The 13,992-nt window shown below is 38.0% G+C and carries 25 protein-coding genes; 1 reads left to right on the top strand and 24 read right to left on the bottom strand.

What is annotated here, in order from left to right:
* The first annotated feature begins 814 nt into the window (after positions 1-814).
* Entirely contained in the window at positions 815-1,168 is a 354-nt protein-coding gene (locus ACYIB7_RS02430) for a hypothetical protein (protein WP_480337985.1), read from the top strand.
* 1,052 nt (positions 1,169-2,220) lie between these two features.
* On the opposite strand, the gene rplQ is transcribed toward ACYIB7_RS02430, so the two are convergent.
* The 24 genes from rplQ to rplV form a co-directional block, all read right to left on the bottom strand.
* Positions 2,221-2,709: a 50S ribosomal protein L17 gene (rplQ, locus tag ACYIB7_RS02425; RefSeq protein ID WP_099463553.1), complete on the bottom strand. Its 489-nt coding sequence runs from the start codon at positions 2,707-2,709 to the stop codon at positions 2,221-2,223.
* Between the two features lie 8 nt (positions 2,710-2,717).
* Entirely contained in the window at positions 2,718-3,710 is a 993-nt protein-coding gene (locus ACYIB7_RS02420) for a DNA-directed RNA polymerase subunit alpha (protein WP_099463554.1), read from the bottom strand.
* 11 nt (positions 3,711-3,721) lie between these two features.
* Entirely contained in the window at positions 3,722-4,327 is a 606-nt protein-coding gene (gene rpsD, locus ACYIB7_RS02415; RefSeq protein WP_099463555.1) for a 30S ribosomal protein S4, read from the bottom strand.
* 121 nt (positions 4,328-4,448) lie between these two features.
* Positions 4,449-4,838 carry a 30S ribosomal protein S11 gene (gene rpsK, locus ACYIB7_RS02410; RefSeq protein WP_005634781.1) on the bottom strand — a complete coding sequence of 130 codons (390 nt, stop codon included), beginning with the start codon at positions 4,836-4,838 and terminating at the stop codon, positions 4,449-4,451.
* Positions 4,839-4,849: 11 nt separating this feature from the next.
* The gene (rpsM, locus tag ACYIB7_RS02405; protein WP_099463556.1) at positions 4,850-5,230 is read right to left on the bottom strand and encodes a 30S ribosomal protein S13; all 381 of its coding nucleotides are present in this window, start codon (positions 5,228-5,230) and stop codon (positions 4,850-4,852) included.
* A gap of 36 nt (positions 5,231-5,266) precedes the next feature.
* A complete protein-coding gene (gene ykgO / locus ACYIB7_RS02400; RefSeq protein ID WP_005645768.1) occupies positions 5,267-5,383 on the bottom strand; it encodes a type B 50S ribosomal protein L36 in 117 nt (38 codons plus the stop codon).
* Positions 5,384-5,396: 13 nt separating this feature from the next.
* On the bottom strand, positions 5,397-5,615 hold the full coding sequence (gene infA, locus ACYIB7_RS02395; protein WP_005634776.1) for a translation initiation factor IF-1: 219 nt from the start codon (positions 5,613-5,615) through the stop codon (positions 5,397-5,399).
* Positions 5,616-5,631: 16 nt separating this feature from the next.
* Positions 5,632-6,417 (bottom strand): type I methionyl aminopeptidase, encoded by a 786-nt coding sequence (map, locus tag ACYIB7_RS02390; RefSeq protein WP_099463557.1) that lies wholly within the window; start codon positions 6,415-6,417, stop codon positions 5,632-5,634.
* Between the two features lie 4 nt (positions 6,418-6,421).
* Positions 6,422-7,762 (bottom strand): preprotein translocase subunit SecY, encoded by a 1,341-nt coding sequence (gene secY, locus ACYIB7_RS02385; RefSeq protein WP_099463558.1) that lies wholly within the window; start codon positions 7,760-7,762, stop codon positions 6,422-6,424.
* Between the two features lie 3 nt (positions 7,763-7,765).
* Positions 7,766-8,212, bottom strand: coding sequence for a 50S ribosomal protein L15 (gene rplO, locus ACYIB7_RS02380; RefSeq protein ID WP_099463559.1), 447 nt, complete (start codon positions 8,210-8,212; stop codon positions 7,766-7,768).
* 29 nt (positions 8,213-8,241) lie between these two features.
* Positions 8,242-8,418, bottom strand: coding sequence for a 50S ribosomal protein L30 (rpmD, locus tag ACYIB7_RS02375; protein WP_099463560.1), 177 nt, complete (start codon positions 8,416-8,418; stop codon positions 8,242-8,244).
* A gap of 18 nt (positions 8,419-8,436) precedes the next feature.
* The gene (rpsE, locus tag ACYIB7_RS02370) at positions 8,437-8,955 is read right to left on the bottom strand and encodes a 30S ribosomal protein S5 (RefSeq protein ID WP_099464072.1); all 519 of its coding nucleotides are present in this window, start codon (positions 8,953-8,955) and stop codon (positions 8,437-8,439) included.
* 5 nt (positions 8,956-8,960) lie between these two features.
* Positions 8,961-9,305 (bottom strand): 50S ribosomal protein L18, encoded by a 345-nt coding sequence (gene rplR, locus ACYIB7_RS02365; protein WP_099463561.1) that lies wholly within the window; start codon positions 9,303-9,305, stop codon positions 8,961-8,963.
* A 21-nt stretch (positions 9,306-9,326) separates the two neighbouring features.
* Positions 9,327-9,878, bottom strand: a complete 552-nt coding sequence (gene rplF / locus ACYIB7_RS02360) for a 50S ribosomal protein L6 (RefSeq protein WP_103983865.1) — start codon at positions 9,876-9,878, stop codon at positions 9,327-9,329.
* 16 nt (positions 9,879-9,894) lie between these two features.
* Positions 9,895-10,290, bottom strand: a complete 396-nt coding sequence (rpsH, locus tag ACYIB7_RS02355) for a 30S ribosomal protein S8 (protein ID WP_005634758.1) — start codon at positions 10,288-10,290, stop codon at positions 9,895-9,897.
* 56 nt (positions 10,291-10,346) lie between these two features.
* Positions 10,347-10,616, bottom strand: coding sequence for a 30S ribosomal protein S14 (rpsN, locus tag ACYIB7_RS02350; protein ID WP_005634756.1), 270 nt, complete (start codon positions 10,614-10,616; stop codon positions 10,347-10,349).
* A 6-nt stretch (positions 10,617-10,622) separates the two neighbouring features.
* Complete coding sequence (rplE, locus tag ACYIB7_RS02345; protein ID WP_099463563.1) at positions 10,623-11,180, bottom strand: 50S ribosomal protein L5; 558 nt, start codon at positions 11,178-11,180, stop codon at positions 10,623-10,625.
* Positions 11,180-11,500: a 50S ribosomal protein L24 gene (gene rplX / locus ACYIB7_RS02340; RefSeq protein ID WP_099463564.1), complete on the bottom strand. Its 321-nt coding sequence runs from the start codon at positions 11,498-11,500 to the stop codon at positions 11,180-11,182. Before rplX ends, rplE begins: the two co-directional genes overlap by 1 nt.
* A gap of 19 nt (positions 11,501-11,519) precedes the next feature.
* Positions 11,520-11,885 carry a 50S ribosomal protein L14 gene (gene rplN, locus ACYIB7_RS02335; protein WP_005853982.1) on the bottom strand — a complete coding sequence of 122 codons (366 nt, stop codon included), beginning with the start codon at positions 11,883-11,885 and terminating at the stop codon, positions 11,520-11,522.
* 1 nt (position 11,886) lies between these two features.
* Entirely contained in the window at positions 11,887-12,144 is a 258-nt protein-coding gene (gene rpsQ / locus ACYIB7_RS02330; protein ID WP_009859539.1) for a 30S ribosomal protein S17, read from the bottom strand.
* Between the two features lie 9 nt (positions 12,145-12,153).
* Complete coding sequence (gene rpmC, locus ACYIB7_RS02325; RefSeq protein WP_099463565.1) at positions 12,154-12,351, bottom strand: 50S ribosomal protein L29; 198 nt, start codon at positions 12,349-12,351, stop codon at positions 12,154-12,156.
* A 5-nt stretch (positions 12,352-12,356) separates the two neighbouring features.
* Positions 12,357-12,791 carry a 50S ribosomal protein L16 gene (gene rplP, locus ACYIB7_RS02320; protein WP_005853976.1) on the bottom strand — a complete coding sequence of 145 codons (435 nt, stop codon included), beginning with the start codon at positions 12,789-12,791 and terminating at the stop codon, positions 12,357-12,359.
* A 19-nt stretch (positions 12,792-12,810) separates the two neighbouring features.
* The gene (gene rpsC, locus ACYIB7_RS02315; RefSeq protein WP_099463566.1) at positions 12,811-13,545 is read right to left on the bottom strand and encodes a 30S ribosomal protein S3; all 735 of its coding nucleotides are present in this window, start codon (positions 13,543-13,545) and stop codon (positions 12,811-12,813) included.
* A gap of 6 nt (positions 13,546-13,551) precedes the next feature.
* Positions 13,552-13,962, bottom strand: coding sequence for a 50S ribosomal protein L22 (gene rplV, locus ACYIB7_RS02310; RefSeq protein ID WP_099463567.1), 411 nt, complete (start codon positions 13,960-13,962; stop codon positions 13,552-13,554).
* Positions 13,963-13,992: the final 30 nt, after the last annotated feature.

Here is a 13,992-nt window from a genome sequence, read left to right as displayed (position 1 = left end):
TTACTAATTATTAATAGTTCTATTTTTCATGTCCTGTACAAATATAACAAAAGGAAGGTGCAGATTGTTGACAAATCCCCATCGAGTTTCTTTATCTTTTAATAGATACACATTTATTGATCTGTTAATTCCCTAACCCCTGTTGATTATACATCAATATCTACAACAAATACCAGTATTCTCATTACCTTACGTAACAGCCAGAATTCAAATGACGGTAATGAGCGTTTTGTCAAGATGGCAAGCAGATTACTTGAGCTATGCCTGTTAAAAGAAAGCAATACACTTCAACATATTTCCGAAAATGTAACCGCTTCCCATCTTTTAAACTACTATTCGCTTCGTAATCGTGCAGGTTATTTGGTGTACGCTTTACGAAAACTCCTTATTTGATTGAAAATAAATAGAATGAACCCTTACCGTAGATCACGGAGAGAAGGGATAGGACTATGTATGCCTTTGGCACACATAACGCTTTCATCTATTTAATAATCAATCAAATAAACATCGCCATGGATACAAATAATAAATTAATAAAAAACCGCCAACAGAGTTTCTGCAAGTATCGTCATATTATCCTGTTTAATCATAGCCATCTGCTTTTATAAGTTTGTATTAGGTAATCCGGCTAACTTCATGGACAATAACCCGGGCAACTATTTCGGAACAATCTATAAAGGCGGATTTATTGTTCCTATAGTTATTACCTTATTCCTTACTGTCCTTACGTTAAGTGTCGAACGACTCATTGCTATAAGTAAATCCAAAGGGAAAGGTAACTTGTTTTGGTTTCGTCCAGACTATAAAAAAGCAATTGGAAGAAGGCAATATCGAAGAAGCATGCCAACTGTGTAATACTCAAAAAGGTTTTATAGCCAATGTTGTAAATGCAGCCCTACTTCGTATAGCAAAAAAGACAAAACAGTTACCGGATTATACTCGTAATAGAGGTTTGGATAAAGCGAAACTCCAACAAATGATTTTACAGTATCTTCAGAATGCTGGTTCGGCAGGAGCTAAACGAGATGCAATATTTGATTATCTCAAAGATGTGCTTCCTAAAACCAAGACTTCTGAACAACAGGAATGGATGGTAGGAAATATTCTCGTGGAGATGAAAGATGCAGGGATAATCATTCTGAAAGGCAGAATATGGTATATGAAGTAGTTGTAATACCAATGTTTTCGACTAAACCAAATGAATTACGACTATTTACGACTAAATAGAGCCAATTACGACTAAAAGTAGTCAATCTCTTTGCCTGTTCAAGGATTTTGACTACTTTTACCTACAGAGTTATTTGACAGTAAAACACCGCAAATCGCTGAAAATCGCACGGTTTCCAACTCGTTACCGTTGTTTCTCAAATACTCCGTTAAATATTTATTCCTCAAACGGTTGTATCAGACTGTTGAAAATCTAAAATAAAATATTAACGCTGCTTATTTATAAAGGTCATAGAGTGCGGCGTTCCACAAATAGGGACTTTAAATAGACCCACACTTTGTCACCTTCTGTCACCATCTTCGGGGCTTATCCCCAAATTGCAAAACGATCTAAATTCGGTTATATATTATTGTTTTACATATCATTACACCATTATCTCGAAATCATACCTGTAACGCTTTAGTGCTTCCGGCGAACACTTTTTTATTACTTTTGGCTTGACCCAAAAGTAACCAAAAGGTCAAGGCTGCACCGTCCGGGCTACTTCGGCAAAAGACTTCGCTTAACCGGCGGAACTCGCTACGTTCAGATAACCGCTGGTTTCGTCGCTGCATCTTTTACCTGCGTTTAACGCCCTGCCGCTGATGCCGCTAACGAGAAAACTGCGCTCTTTCTCTGTTATGGCTTTAGCCTGATTTCAATTGCCGTCTGCTTCAGCGGACGGATTAAGAGGGGATATATCTGTGTATTGACTTTAGCCAAACCCTTTTCTGGAAATTCTATATTGTCTGTATGCAATAAATTGCTTATTCAGGCATTAGGAAAAGTGTTCGCGGAAATGTTAAAATAAAATCCGCATTGACCGTTTTTAGGAGTTTAAAAACTGCGTTAGTATGATGTAATATTGCCTATAATAGCATGTTGTTTTACTCATAATCTGAGCGTAGTATTTTTACAAGTTATATCTGCCCAATTTACAAAAAAAAGAGACTATCTAACCTTTTATTGTTAGACAGTCCCTTTTCGTATTTTACTTCAAAAGAATAATTTTCTTATTCTGCAGCTTTTTCTTCTGTTTCAGCTGTAGGAGCAGCCACTTCTGTTTCAACAGCAGCAGTTGACTTTTTACGAGAACGTCTTGTTTTAGGCGCTTTCTTAGCAGCAGAATCCTTCAACATGTTTTCGTTATAATCTACAAATTCAATGAAGCACATAGCCGCATTATCACCTAAACGATTACCTGTCTTGATAATTCTGGTGTAACCACCTGGGCGATCTCCGATCTTCTGTGCAATTTCTTTGAACAATTCCGTTACAGCATATTTATCCTGCAAAGTACTAAATACCATACGTCTTGAGTGAGTTGTATCCTCCTTAGACTTGGTAATAAGTGGTTCTACAAACTTACGAAGCGCTTTTGCTTTTGCTGTTGTCGTAAAGATTCTCTTATGCTTAATCAAAGAAGAAGCCATATTCGAAAGCATCGCGTCACGGTGAGTGTTTGTACGACCTAAATGATTTATTTTTTTATTATGTCTCATCGCTTTACTTACTCTTTATCTAATTTATATTTTGTGATATCCATACCGAATGAAAGGTTCAAGCTCTCAAGCAGTTCATCAAGTTCAGTGAGTGACTTCTTTCCAAAGTTACGGAACTTCAGTAAATCATTCTTATTGAATTTCACTAACTCACCTAATGTTTCAACATCTGCAGCTTTTAAGCAATTCAATGCACGAACAGAAAGATCCATATCTGCCAATTTGCTCTTCAACAACTGACGCATATGAAGTACTTCTTCATCGAATTCTTCATTACCATCAGTATCTACGGTCTCAATTGCAATCTTTTCATCTGAGAACAACATAAAATGATGAATCAGAATCTTAGCAGCTTCTTTCAATGCTTCTTTCGGATGAATAGAACCATCTGTGGCTATTTCAAGAACCAATTTTTCGTAGTCCGTCTTTTGCTCAACGCGGAAGTTCTCAATTGAATACTTAACGTTACGGATAGGTGTATAAATAGAGTCGATTGCTATAACATGAATGTCGGCATTCGGATCTCTGTTTTCATCAGCCGGAACGTAGCCACGACCTTTATTGATCGTCAGTTCAATTTGAAAACTTGCGTTCGGATCTAAGTGGCAAATAACCAAATCCGGATTCAAAACTTCAAATCCTGTCAGTTGCTTACTTATATCACCAGCTTTGAACACTTCCGAACCCGAAACAGTAATACTTACTTTCTCACTCTCAATATCGTCTACGATATGCTTGAATCGAACTTGCTTCAGATTCAAGATAATGTTAGTTACATCCTCTATTACACCCGGTATCGTCGCAAATTCATGATCAACACCGTCGATTTTTATGGATGTAATAGCAAAACCTTCAAGTGACGATAGGAGAATGCGGCGCAAGGCATTACCAATAGTAATACCATAGCCGGGTTCCAACGGACGAAATTCAAACTTTCCGAAGAAATTGTCCGCTTCCAACATTAATACTTTATCGGGTTTTTGAAATGCTAATATCGCCATGGAATCAATTATTATTTAGAATACAATTCTACGATCAACTGCTCTTTAATGTTTTCAGGAATATCAGTTCTTTCAGGCAGATGCAGTAATTTTCCGCTTAAAGATGACTGATCCCACTCAATCCATGGGTATTTGCTGTGATTGAAACCAGATAAAGCATCAACTACAACTTCCATAGATTTAGATTTTTCTCTAACACCAATAACCTGACCGGCTTTAAGAGTATAAGAAGGGATATTTACAACCTTACCATCCACTGTAATGTGGCGGTGAGAAACTAACTGGCGTGCAGCAGCTCTTGTCGGTGCAATACCCAAACGATAAACAACATTATCCAAACGAGCTTCCAATAATTGAAGTAACACTTCACCGGTAATACCCTTTGAACGAGAAGCCTTATCAAACAGGTTTCTAAATTGTTTTTCCAATACACCATAAGTGTATTTTGCTTTTTGTTTCTCACGAAGCTGAATGCCGTACTCAGAAGTTTTTCTTTTTCTCAAATTTCCGTGCTGTCCCGGAGGATAATTCTTCTTAGAAAGAACTTTATCCGGTCCGAATATAGCCTCACCAAATTTACGGGCAATTCTTGTTTTTGGTCCAGTATATCTTGCCATTTTTTTATTGTTTTAAATGTTCTGTGTGAATCTGGAACCGTGCAGCCGCGATTACAGAGAGGATAAGGTCAATATGCAATCTATTCACAATTCCGGATTCAATGTTCAAGAAACTAATTAATTATACTCTTCTCTTTTTAGGAGGACGACAACCATTGTGAGGAAGCGGAGTAACATCAACAATTTCAGTTACTTCAATACCTGCACCATGAATAGTTCTGATAGCAGACTCACGTCCGTTACCCGGTCCTTTCACGAATACTTTCACCTTTCTCAAACCAAGATCATAAGCTACTTTAGCACAATCTTGTGCTGCCATCTGAGCGGCATAAGGGGTATTCTTTTTAGAACTTCTGAATCCCATCTTACCTGCAGAAGACCAGCTGATAACCTGACCTTCGCTATTGGCAAGAGACACAATAATGTTATTAAAAGAAGAATGAATATGAGCTTGACCGTAAGCGTCAACTTTTACGTTTCTCTTCTTTGCTGCGACTGTTTTTTTTGCCATATTAACTCTTATTATTTAGTAGCTTTTTTCTTATTTGCAACAGTTTTCTTCTTACCCTTACGAGTACGAGCATTATTCTTTGTACTCTGTCCTCTCAAAGGCAAACCAATACGGTGACGTACACCTCTGTAGCAACCTATATCCATTAAACGCTTAATGTTCAATTGAACTTCAGAACGAAGATCACCTTCCACCTTATATTCAGCACCAATGATTTCACGTACTTTTGCAGCCTGATCATCTGTCCAGTCTTTAACTTTGATATCACGATCAATTTCTGCTTTTGTCAAAATTGAGTTTGCTGCACTACGACCAATACCATAGATATAAGTCAAGGCAATTTCTCCTCTTTTATTTTGTGGCAAGTCTACACCAACTATTCTTATAGCCATATTACTTACTAATATTTACTTTGCAAAAATAATAAATTATCCTTGACGTTGTTTATACTTAGGATTTTTCTTGTTAATTACGTACAAGCGTCCCTTCCTTCTTACTATTTTACATTCAGGAGTACGCTTTTTTAAAGATGCTCTTACTTTCATATCTTATTATTTTTTATTTATATCTAAAAGCAATTCTACCTTTCGATAGATCATACGGAGACATCTCAACTCTTACTTTATCTCCAGGAAGAATTTTGATATAATGCATACGCATCTTCCCCGAGATATGAGCAGTAATTTCATGTCCGTTCTCTAATTCTACACGAAACATTGCATTTGACAATGCTTCTACAATAACTCCATCTTGTTCAATTGCTGACTGTTTAGCCATATAAAATCAATTCAAATTAAATTGCGTTATTACCTAAAACTTCTTCTAAAAACTCAAATGAGGATAAAATCTGAGGTCCATCAGGACGAATTGCAATACAATGTTCAAAATGAGCAGAACACTTGCGATCCTTTGTCCGGACTGTCCAGCCATCTTTTTCAAAAACGACATTTTTGCTTCCCATATTGATCATAGGTTCAATGCAAATACACATTCCACTACGTAACAATGGGCCACAACCCGGACGACCATAATTAGGAACTTCAGGTTCTTCATGCATCTTACGTCCACAACCATGACCTACAAGCTCTCTGACAACAGAGTAACCCTTCGACTCACAATAAGATTGTACTGCATGGCTTATATCACCTAAACGCCGACCTTCAATAGCATGTTGAATACCTAAATACAGTGATTCTTTAGTTGCTTTCAACAGAGCTTTTACCTCGGGAGCAACTTCTCCTACACAAAAAGTATATGCAGAATCACCAACAAACCCGTTCAAAAAAGTTCCACAATCTACAGAAATCACATCACCTTCTTTTAAAATCGCTTTTGCAGAAGGGATTCCATGCACCACCTGTTCGTTTACAGAAGCACATATAGAAGCAGGAAATCCTCCATATCCTAAAAATGCCGGAACTGCACCATTATCTCTAATGAACTCTTCAGCAACTTTATCAAGATGAAGCGTACTTACACCAGGAGCTATATGTTTGGCCAATTCGCCAAGCGTCTTACCCACCAGTTGATTTGCAGCACGCATCAACTCTATCTCTTCATCTGTTTTTAAATAGATCATTCTATTAATACGCGGCTACAGAGCCTGAACGTCCTTTAATTCTTCCTGATTTCAACAAACCGTCGTAATGACGCATCAACAAATGACTTTCTACTTGTTGTAATGTATCTAACACTACACCAACCAAAATTAACAAAGATGTACCACCAAAGAATTGGGAGAACGCCATACTTACACCGGCAATTCTGGCAAAAGCTGGCATAATAGCCACTAATGCTAAGAAAAATGCACCTGGTAAAGTAATACGATCCATTATAGTATCCAAATAATCTTTGGTATGTTTGCCAGGCTTAACACCCGGAATAAATCCATTGTTTCTCTTCAAGTCATCAGACATCTGAGTCGGATTGATTGTAATTGCCGTATAGAAATAAGTAAACAAGATAATTAGTACTGCAAATACAAAATTGTACCAAAATCCTGAATTATCCATAAAGGCAGCCCAAAAACCACTACTTTCGCCAGTATGAGAAAAACCAACGATTGAAATAGGAATAAACATAATTGCCTGAGCAAAAATGATAGGCATAACATTAGCAGCATTAACCTTTAGAGGGATATACTGTCTTGCACCGCCATACTGTTTATTTCCAATTATTCTTTTTGCATATTGAACCGGAACTTTACGAGTACCTTGTACTAACAAAATAGCTCCAGCAATAACAAGTAATAAGAACAACATTTCAAACAAGAACATAACCAAACCACCTGTTTTTTCACTTGTTCTTGAAATAAATTCCTGGAACAAAGAATGTGGTAGACGAGCTATAATACCAACCAAGATGATAAATGAAATACCATTTCCAACACCTTTATCCGTAATTCTTTCACCTAGCCATAAGATAAACATACTGCCTGCAGCTAAAATAACCGTAGAAGAAAGTGTAAACCATATACCCGGAGGCAAAGCTGCACCTGCAGCTCTCAATTGCACACTTAAATTCACAAGATACGTAGGACCTTGGAATAATAAAATAGCAACTGTCAAATAACGAGTCCACTGATTAATTTTTCTACGACCACTCTCACCTTCTCTCTGTAATTTCTGGAAAGAAGGAACTGCAATAGCTAACAACTGCATAACAATTGATGCGGAAATATACGGCATAATTCCCAATGCAAAGATAGATGCATTAGAAAAAGCACCTCCTGAAAACATATCCAACAGTGCAAGCAATCCGCCCTGTGTCTGCTCTTGTAAAGCAGTCAACGCTTTAGGATCAATACCGGGAAGCACCACATATGTTCCGAAGCGATATATAGCTACTAATAAAAGAGTGGTGAGGATCCGATTTCTCAGATCCTCAATCTTCCAGATATTTTTTATTGTTTCAACTGCTCTCATGACTTAGAGTTTAACAACAGTTCCACCTGCGGCTTGAATAGCAGCTTCAGCATTCTTAGAAAAAGCATGAGCCTCAACTTCCAATTTTGCAGTTAAGCTTCCATTACCAAGAATTTTAACTAATTGAGATGTAGAAATAAAACCAGCTTCGATCAATTCATTAACACCAATCTTAGTCAACTGCTGAGTTTCAGCCATCTGTTGCAGTGTTGAAATATTGATAGCTTTATATTCTACACGATTAATATTCTTGAAACCGAATTTAGGCAAACGTCTTTGAATAGGCATCTGACCTCCTTCAAAACCGATCTTCTTTTTATAACCAGATCTAGACTTTGCTCCTTTATGACCTCTTGTAGAAGTTCCTCCTAATCCTGAACCCGGACCACGGCCGATTCTTTTTCTGGTCTTAGTAGATCCTTCAGCAGGTTTTAAATTTGATAAATTCATATCGTATAATTTATTTTTTCAATCAATTATTACTTTTCTACTGAAACCAAGTGTTTCACTTTTTCAACCATACCCAGAATAGATGGAGTAGCTTCATGTTCTACTACCTGATTCATCTTTCTTAAACCAAGAGCATCTAGTGTTCTCTTTTGGTCTTTAGGGCATTTAATTCTACTCTTTGTCTGTTTAACTTTAATAGTTGCCATAACTTGTATCCTCCCTAATTAACCTCTAAACACTTTTTCTACTGAAATACCTCTGTTCTGTGCAACAGCCAACGGACTTCTCAACTCATTCAAGGCAGCAATTGTTGCTTTCACCAAGTTATGAGGATTTGAAGAACCTTTAGACTTTGCTAAAACGTCAGTTATACCTACACTCTCCAATACAGCACGCATAGCACCACCAGCTTTAACTCCAGTACCATGTGAAGCTGGCTTGATAAGAACCTGAGCACCACCAAACTTTGCTAATTGTTCATGAGGTATGGTACCTTTATGAACCGGAACCTTAATCAAGTTCTTTTTAGCAGCTTCAACACCTTTAGCGATAGCTGTTGTTACTTCACCGGCCTTACCTAAGCCCCAACCAACAATACCATCTTCGTTTCCTACTACAACAATAGCAGCAAAACTAAAGGTACGTCCACCTTTGGTAACTTTAGTTACACGGTTGATTGCAACCAATCTGTCCTTCAACTCTAAGTCGTTGGTTGATTTAACTCTATTATTAACTCCTGCCATCTTCATTAAAATTTAAGGCCGCCGTTACGTGCAGCATCTGCTAATTCTTTAATTCTCCCATGATACAGGTAACCGTTACGGTCAAAAACGACAGTCTGAACACCAGCTTCCAAAGCACTCTTTGCTATCATTTCACCAACTTTCGCTGCCACTTCTTTTTTCGGAGCCTTTAAATCCATTTTCAAAGATGAAGCTGCCACAATTGTTTTACCTGTAGTATCATCTATAACCTGTGCGTAGATTTGCTTATTGCTTCTAAACACAGTCAAGCGTGGACGTTCAGTAGTACCTGAAATCTTACCGCGTACGCCTTTTTTTATCTTTAGTCTTCTTTCTTCCTTCGTTGTCATGATAATTTCAGTTTACGTAGATTACTTACCTGCTGACTTACCAGACTTTCTGCGAATTTCTTCACCCACGAATTTAATACCCTTACCTTTATAAGGTTCTGGCATTCTGAATGAGCGAATCTTAGCACAAATCTGACCTATCAATTGTTTGTCAGCTGATTCAAGGATAATAAGAGGGTTCTTATTTCTCTCTGATTTAGTCTCAACTTTTACTTCTTTCGGCAACAACAAATAAATATTATGTGTATAACCTAAAGAAAGGTCCAGTAACTGACCTGTATTTGCAACACGATAACCAACACCGACTAATTCAAGTTCTTTCTTGTAACCTTCTGATACACCAACAACCATATTGTGAACTAAAGAACGGTATAAACCGTGAAGTGCACGATGGTTTTTCTCATCTGTCGGTCGGGTTAAGTGGATTACACCATCTTCCAAAGAAACTTTAATATCAGGATTTACTTCCTGTGCAAGTTCTCCCTTTGGACCTTTTACTGTTACTACATTACCCTTGATTGTAACCGTAACACCGGCTGGTACCTGAATTGGTAATTTTCCTATTCTTGACATTCTTCTTTCCTCCTAATTAATAAACATAACATAATACTTCACCGCCGATCTTTAAATCGCGGGCTTCTTTGTCTGTCATCACACCTTTAGAAGTAGAAAGAACAGCAATACCTAGACCATTCAATACTCTCGGCATTTCTTTGTAACCAGTGTACTTACGCAAACCTGGAGTAGAAACTCTCTCAAGTTTCTTGATTGCATTTACTTTGTTTACGAGGTCATACTTCAAGGCAATTTTAATTGTTCCTTGAGGACCATCTTCTACAAACTTAAAATTAAGAATGTAACCCTTGTCGAAAAGGATCTTAGTGATCTCTTTCTTTAAATTTGACGCCGGCACTTCAACAACTCTGTGCTTCGCTTTAATTGCATTACGCAATCTTGTCAAATAATCTGCTATAGGATCTGTCATATATAAAATAATTAAATTGATCCGGCCACCCGGACAATATTTAAACTAAAAAACTCTTACCAACTTGCTTTCTTTACCCCCGGGATTAAACCATGAGATGCCATTTCACGCAGTTGAATACGAGAAATTCCGAACTGGCGTACATAACCTTTCGGACGACCTGTAATTTTGCAACGATTGTGCAAACGTACAGGAGAAGCATTCTTTGGTAAAGCCTGTAAAGCTTCATAGTCTCCAGCTGCTTTCAATTCTGCTCTTTTAGCAGCATATTTAGCTACAAGCTTTGCTCTTTTCACCTCGCGGGCTTTCATTGATTCCTTTGCCATAACTACTTAGTCTTTTTTTGCATTTTTAAAAGGCAATCCAAATTCTCTCAAGAGAGCATAACCTTCTTCATCTGTTTTCGCAGAGGTCACAAAGGTAATATTCATTCCCAATATTTTAGTAATATTGTCAATATTTATTTCAGGGAAAATGATTTGTTCTTCAATTCCGAGAGTATAATTGCCTCTTCCGTCCAATTTACTTTCAATCCCCTTAAAGTCTCGAATACGTGGAAGAGCCACGCGAACGAGTCTTTCCAAGAATTCATACATCTGCTCACGACGTAATGTCACCATTACACCAATCGGCATTTTCTTACGCAACTTAAAGTTTGAGATATCCTTCTTAGAAACCGTTGCTACGGCTTTCTGACCAGTAATAGCACTCAATTCGCTAATTGCGATGTCAATGATTTTTTTATCAGCAGCAGCGAGACCTAAGCCCTGATTAATAACTATTTTCTTTAATACAGGAACCTGCATCACTGTTTTGTATCCAAACTCTTTTGTCAAAGCAGGAACAATTCTGTCCTGATATTCTTTCTTAAGACTGGCAGTATTGCTCATTACTTAATTTCCTCCCCTGATTTTTTTGAATAACGCACTAAAGCACCTTCAGCATTCAACTTACGACCAATACGAGTTGGCTTACCTGATTTAGGGTCAACTACATTAAGGTTAGAAATATGAACAGGAGCTTCTTTCTTTTCGATTCCTCCCTGAGGATTCTTTGCATTAGGCTTGGTATGCTTTGATACCATATTAATACCTTCAACAATTGCACGATTGTCCTTTACAAGCACTTGTAAAACACGTCCAGTTTTACCTTTGTCCTCGCCGGTATTAACAAATACTATATCGCCTTTTTTGATATGTAATTTACTCATTACTTTAAACTTTACAATATTAAAGCACTTCAGGTGCAAGTGATACAATTTTCATGTTAGTTGCACGAAGTTCTCTGGCAACCGGACCAAAAATACGGCTTCCACGGATATCCCCACCAGCATTCAGCAATACACATGCATTATCATCAAAACGGATGTAAGATCCATCTGGACGGCGGATTTCTTTTTTAGTGCGAACAATAATAGCTTTAGAAACAGCACCCTTCTTAACATCAGAAGCAGGTATTACACTCTTAATTGCTACTACAATCACATCACCTACAGTGGCATAACGCTTTCTTGTTCCACCTAAAACGCGGATACATAAAGCTTCTTTTGCACCACTATTGTCAGCTACTACTAATCTAGATTCTTGTTGTATCATGTTACTTAGCCCTTTCGATTATTTGAACTAATCTCCATCTTTTTGTTTTGCTCAAAGGACGAGTTTCCATAATTTTTACAGTATCGCCAATGTTGCATTCATTCTTTTCGTCGTGAGCATGATATTTCTTCGTTTTGTTAACGAACTTACCATAAATGGGGTGTTTTTCCTTCCATTTAATAGCAACAGTGATACTCTTATCCATTTTGTTGCTAGTAACCACGCCCGTTCTTTCTTTTCTTAAATTTCTAGTTTCCATCAGGCTCAATTATTTGTTGTTAAGTTCTCTCTGGCGCAATTCTGTTTTCATGCGCGCAATCATCCTGCGTTGCTGTTTAATCTGAGCAGGGTTATCCATAGGAGAAATGCTATGGTTAATTACCTTTTGATCATAGGCTGCAACCTCGGCATCTACTCTTTCAAGCAATTCTTTTGTGCTTAATTCTCTAATTTCTGCAATCTTCATAACAATTACGCATTTTGATTTTGCATGTCATAATCACGTCTCACAACAAACTTCGTTGTCACCGGAAGCTTTTGTGCAGCTAAGCGCAAAGCTTCTTTAGCGATATCAAAAGGAACACCTTCGATCTCGAAAATCAAACGACCTGGAGTAACAGGCGCAACGAACCCTTCAGGATTACCTTTACCTTTACCCATACGTACTTCGGCAGGCTTCTTAGTGATCGGTTTATCCGGGAAGATACGAACCCAAACCTGACCCTGACGTTGCATATAACGAGTTACAGCAATACGGGCAGCTTCGATCTGACGACCGGTAATCCATTTATTTTCTAATGACTTTATACCAAAAGAACCAAAAGCCAACTGATTACCGCGCTGAGCTTCGCCCTTCATGCGGCCTTTCTGCTGTCTTCTGAACTTTGTCTTTTTCGGTTGTAACATCTCTATTAAATTCTAACGTTTAACGATTAGCTTTCTTTCTCTTGAAGTTTTTCTCTCTGCTGCCTCCGGCATTTTCGTTTCTGCGACCTGAGTCTTTTGATGCAGTGAATGAAGGAGCCAAATCTCTCTTTCCATAAACTTCACCACGACAGATCCAAACCTTAACACCGATCAACCCTACTTTTGTCAACGCTTCAGCCAAAGCATAATCAATATCAGCTCTGAATGTGTGCAACGGAGTTCTTCCTTCTTTATACATTTCAGAACGTGCCATTTCAGCACCGTTCAAACGACCAGAGACTTGCACTTTAATACCTTCGGCACCCATTCTCATGGTAGAGGCTATTGCCATCTTAATAGCACGACGGTAAGCAATTTTTCCTTCAAGCTGACGAGCAATATTGTTTGCAACAATAACAGCGTCCAATTCAGGTCTTTTCACCTCAAAGATGTTTATTTGAACCTCTTTGTCTGTGATCTTCTTCAACTCTTCTTTCAACTTATCAACTTCCTGACCACCTTTACCGATGATAATACCAGGACGTGATGTGCAAACTGTAATTGTAATCAACTTAAGCGTACGTTCAATAACGATACGAGATACACTAGCTTTTGCAAGACGGGCATTCAAATACTTACGGATCTTGCTATCTTCTAACAAAGTATCTCCGTAATTTTTGCCGCCATACCAATTGGAATCCCAACCACGGATGATTCCTAAACGATTACTAACCGGATTAACTTTTTGTCCCATCTACAATTAATTTTGACTATCGTTTTTACTAAGTGTATCAACAAACAGAGTTACATGATTCGAACGTTTACGAATTCTATAACCTCTTCCCTGAGGAGCAGGACGCATTCTCTTCAATGTAGTAGCGCAATCTACGCTAATAGAAGAAACACACAACTCTCCAGTTTCTGCTTTACGTTCATTCTTCTGTTCCCAATTGGCAATAGCTGAACGAAGCAATTTTTCTACTCTTGCTGCAGCTTCCTTATTAGAAAACTTCAAAACACCAAGTGCACGGAATACTTCCATACCGCGGATCATGTCTACAACGAGACGCATCTTGCGGGGAGAAGTCGGCACATTACGCAATTTTGCGAAGTACATGGTCTTCTGGGCTTCTTTTCTTGCTTCAGCTGATATTCTTTTTCTAGCACCCATTTTATTCGATTCTTTTTATTTTCAGATTCC

Source organism: Parabacteroides sp. KHUB-03, assembly GCF_056640975.1.
This window is presented reverse-complemented; position numbering and strand designations above follow the sequence as displayed.

Bases quoted from the DNA above. Each gene is read 5' to 3' on its own strand.
- rplQ (WP_099463553.1), bottom strand. From the start codon at position 2,709: ATGAGACATAATAAAAAAATAAATCATTTAGGTCGTACAAACACTCAC.
- ACYIB7_RS02420 (WP_099463554.1), bottom strand. From the start codon at position 3,710: ATGGCGATATTAGCATTTCAAAAACCCGATAAAGTATTAATGTTGGAA.
- rpsD (WP_099463555.1), bottom strand. From the start codon at position 4,327: ATGGCAAGATATACTGGACCAAAAACAAGAATTGCCCGTAAATTTGGT.
- rpsK (WP_005634781.1), bottom strand. From the start codon at position 4,838: ATGGCAAAAAAAACAGTCGCAGCAAAGAAGAGAAACGTAAAAGTTGAC.
- rpsM (WP_099463556.1), bottom strand. From the start codon at position 5,230: ATGGCTATAAGAATAGTTGGTGTAGACTTGCCACAAAATAAAAGAGGA.
- ykgO (WP_005645768.1), bottom strand. From the start codon at position 5,383: ATGAAAGTAAGAGCATCTTTAAAAAAGCGTACTCCTGAATGTAAAATA.
- infA (WP_005634776.1), bottom strand. From the start codon at position 5,615: ATGGCTAAACAGTCAGCAATTGAACAAGATGGAGTTATTGTAGAAGCA.
- map (WP_099463557.1), bottom strand. From the start codon at position 6,417: ATGATCTATTTAAAAACAGATGAAGAGATAGAGTTGATGCGTGCTGCA.
- secY (WP_099463558.1), bottom strand. From the start codon at position 7,762: ATGAGAGCAGTTGAAACAATAAAAAATATCTGGAAGATTGAGGATCTG.
- rplO (WP_099463559.1), bottom strand. From the start codon at position 8,212: ATGAATTTATCAAATTTAAAACCTGCTGAAGGATCTACTAAGACCAGA.
- rpmD (WP_099463560.1), bottom strand. From the start codon at position 8,418: ATGGCAACTATTAAAGTTAAACAGACAAAGAGTAGAATTAAATGCCCT.
- rpsE (WP_099464072.1), bottom strand. From the start codon at position 8,955: ATGGCAGGAGTTAATAATAGAGTTAAATCAACCAACGACTTAGAGTTG.
- rplR (WP_099463561.1), bottom strand. From the start codon at position 9,305: ATGACAACGAAGGAAGAAAGAAGACTAAAGATAAAAAAAGGCGTACGC.
- rplF (WP_103983865.1), bottom strand. From the start codon at position 9,878: ATGTCAAGAATAGGAAAATTACCAATTCAGGTACCAGCCGGTGTTACG.
- rpsH (WP_005634758.1), bottom strand. From the start codon at position 10,290: ATGACAGATCCTATAGCAGATTATTTGACAAGATTGCGTAATGCAATT.
- rpsN (WP_005634756.1), bottom strand. From the start codon at position 10,616: ATGGCAAAGGAATCAATGAAAGCCCGCGAGGTGAAAAGAGCAAAGCTT.
- rplE (WP_099463563.1), bottom strand. From the start codon at position 11,180: ATGAGCAATACTGCCAGTCTTAAGAAAGAATATCAGGACAGAATTGTT.
- rplX (WP_099463564.1), bottom strand. From the start codon at position 11,500: ATGAGTAAATTACATATCAAAAAAGGCGATATAGTATTTGTTAATACC.
- rplN (WP_005853982.1), bottom strand. From the start codon at position 11,885: ATGATACAACAAGAATCTAGATTAGTAGTAGCTGACAATAGTGGTGCA.
- rpsQ (WP_009859539.1), bottom strand. From the start codon at position 12,144: ATGGAAACTAGAAATTTAAGAAAAGAAAGAACGGGCGTGGTTACTAGC.
- rpmC (WP_099463565.1), bottom strand. From the start codon at position 12,351: ATGAAGATTGCAGAAATTAGAGAATTAAGCACAAAAGAATTGCTTGAA.
- rplP (WP_005853976.1), bottom strand. From the start codon at position 12,791: ATGTTACAACCGAAAAAGACAAAGTTCAGAAGACAGCAGAAAGGCCGC.
- rpsC (WP_099463566.1), bottom strand. From the start codon at position 13,545: ATGGGACAAAAAGTTAATCCGGTTAGTAATCGTTTAGGAATCATCCGT.
- rplV (WP_099463567.1), bottom strand. From the start codon at position 13,962: ATGGGTGCTAGAAAAAGAATATCAGCTGAAGCAAGAAAAGAAGCCCAG.